We start from the raw sequence: 2,504 nt of genomic DNA, 5'->3' as shown, positions 1-2,504 counted from the left end.
TGTGATTTTTCGTGGAATGAGGACCCTGTTTAAGGGGTGATTTTCGTCCAAACGGGACCCCTTAACGTGGGGTCATCAAAGTGCCTCCGGTTTCATCGGAGGCATTTGTGTTTTGGATGTTGATTGTGGAGACGATTGCAAAGATACGCCGGCTTTCTCGGGTTCAGGGAAAGTCGATCAAGGCGATCTGCCGGGAGTTGAATATCTCGCGGAAGGTTGTGCGCAAGGTGCTGCGCTCGGGCGAGACGGAGTTCCGCTACGAGCGCAAACACCAGCCCTATCCGCGGATGGGCGCCTGGCGCGAAGAACTTGACCGGATGCTGACGGCGAACGTAGCCAAGCCCCGGCGGGAACGACTGACGCTGATCCGTATCTTCGAGGATCTTCGCGAACTCGGCTACGAAGGCAGCTACAGCTCGGTGTGGCGGCACGCGCAGGCGTGGGAAAGAGAACGGGGCAGCGCCGCTGCGGAGGCCTACATCCCGCTGAGTTTTGCGCCGGGCGAGGCTTACCAGTTCGACTGGAGCCACGAGATTGTTCTTCTCGACGGTGTGACCACGACGGTGAAGGTGGCGCACATGCGGCTTTGCCATAGTCGCATGTTCTTCGTGCGGGCCTATCCGCGCGAGAGCCAGGAGATGGTGTTCGACGCGCACGACCGTGCGTTCGCCTTCTTCCGCGGCGCGTGCACGCGCGGGATCTACGACAACATGAAGACGGCGGTGGACGCGATCTTCATCGGCAGGGATCGCCGCTACAACCGTCGCTTCGTGCAGATGTGCGGCCATTACCTTGTGGAGCCGCAGGCCTGCACGCCGGCGGCGGGCTGGGAGAAGGGACAGGTCGAGAACCAGGTCGGTCTGGTGCGAGAGCGCTTCTTCACGCCGCGGCTCCGCTTCAAGACGCTGGAGGATCTGAACGGCTGGCTGGCCGACAAATGCGTCGCCTGGGCAAAGGCGCGCCGGCACCCCGAGCAGGGCGAGCGCATGATCTGGGACGTGTTCGAGGAAGAACGCGCCAGCCTCATTCCCTATGCCGGGCGCTTTGACGGCTTCCACAGCGTCCCCGCCTCGGTATCGAAGACCTGCACGGTGCGCTTCGACAACAACAAATACTCGGTGCTGTCGAGCGCCGTGGGCCGGCCGGTCGAGGTCCATGCCTATGCCGACCGAATCGTCATCCGCCAGGACGGCATGGTCGTAGGTGATCATGCCCGCGCGTTCGGACGCGGCAAGGTGATCTACGATCCCTGGCACTACGTGCCGGTGCTGGCGCGCAAGCCGGGCGGCCTGCGCAACGGTGCGCCGTTCCGGGAATGGGTCCTGCCGTCAGCCATGGAGAAGATACGTCGCAAGCTCAAGGCGGCAGATGATGGCGACCGGCAGATGGTGTCGATCCTCACCTGCGTCCTGACCGACGGGATAAGCGCCGTCGAGGCCGCCTGCCAGGAGGCGCTCGATCAGGGCGTTTCGTCGGCGGACATGATCCTCAACATCCTGGCCCGCAGCCGTGATCCGGCTCCAGGCGAGATCCTTTCCATTCCCCAGGCGCTGAAGCTGGCTCACGAGCCGATCGCCGACTGCGCCCGCTACGATAGTCTCAGGAGGACAAGCAACCATGCAACGTACCGAGGTTCTGGACCTGATGGGAGCGCTGAAGCTCTACGGGATGCGGTCGGCCTATGACGAGATCATGGGCGTCGCTATCAAGCGGCAGCACGAGCCGCCGAAGATCGTCGGCGATCTGCTGTCGGCCGAGATTGCCGAGAAGCAGGCCCGCTCGATCAAATACCAGCTCACGGTCGCCAAGCTGCCCCTGGCCAAGGACATCGACGACTTCGACTTCACCGGCACTCCGGTCAACGAACCCCTGATCCGCGACCTTGCCGGTGGCGGCTTCGTTGCCGATCAGCGCAATGTCGTCCTGGTCGGCGGCACCGGCACCGGCAAATCCCATTTGGCCATCGCCATTGCCCGGGCGCTGATCCGCAATGGTGCTCGCGGACGCTTCTTTAACGTGGTCGATCTGGTCAACCGGCTGGAGACCGAAACCCGCGCCGGGCGGCAGGGCCGCATTGCCGATCATCTGACTCGGCTCGATTTTGTCGTGTTCGACGAACTCGGCTACCTGCCCTTCGCCCAGGCCGGCGGGCAATTGCTCTTCCACCTCGTCTCGAAGCTCTACGAACGCACCAGCGTCATTATCACCACCAATCTCGCTTTCGCAGAATGGCCGAGTGTCTTCGGCGACGCCAAGATGACGACCGCACTGCTGGACAGGCTCACGCACCACTGCGAAATCGTCGAGACCGGAAACGAATCCTGGCGCTTCAAAAGCCGCTCTCAAAGCTAAAGCCGAAAGGCCAATCAGCCACGCCCGATCAGGCTGTGCAAACCCCGACCAGCTTCGCCTGATCGGGCGCTAACCGGCGCGCCCTTCACCAGCTCTAAACCGGGGTCCCTTTTGCGCGAAAATACAGGGTCCCGATTCCGTGGTCATTGACA

General features: G+C 62.6%; 2 protein-coding genes. Both read left to right on the top strand.

The window, feature by feature from the left end; genetic code table 11:
* Positions 1-116: 116 nt before the first annotated feature.
* Positions 117-1,685 (top strand): IS21 family transposase, encoded by a 1,569-nt coding sequence (istA, locus tag GTK01_RS20840; protein WP_252929768.1) that lies wholly within the window; start codon positions 117-119, stop codon positions 1,683-1,685.
* On the top strand, positions 1,618-2,352 hold the full coding sequence (istB, locus tag GTK01_RS20835; RefSeq protein ID WP_252929766.1) for an IS21-like element helper ATPase IstB: 735 nt from the start codon (positions 1,618-1,620) through the stop codon (positions 2,350-2,352). Before istA ends, istB begins: the two co-directional genes overlap by 68 nt.
* The last annotated feature ends 152 nt before the right edge of the window (positions 2,353-2,504 follow it).

Origin of the sequence: Aliihoeflea sp. 40Bstr573, from assembly GCF_024105655.1 — a bacterium.
Lineage (GTDB): Bacteria > Pseudomonadota > Alphaproteobacteria > Rhizobiales > Rhizobiaceae > Aliihoeflea.
Note: the sequence above shows the minus strand (reverse complement) of the source record. Positions and strands in the feature narration are given on the sequence as shown.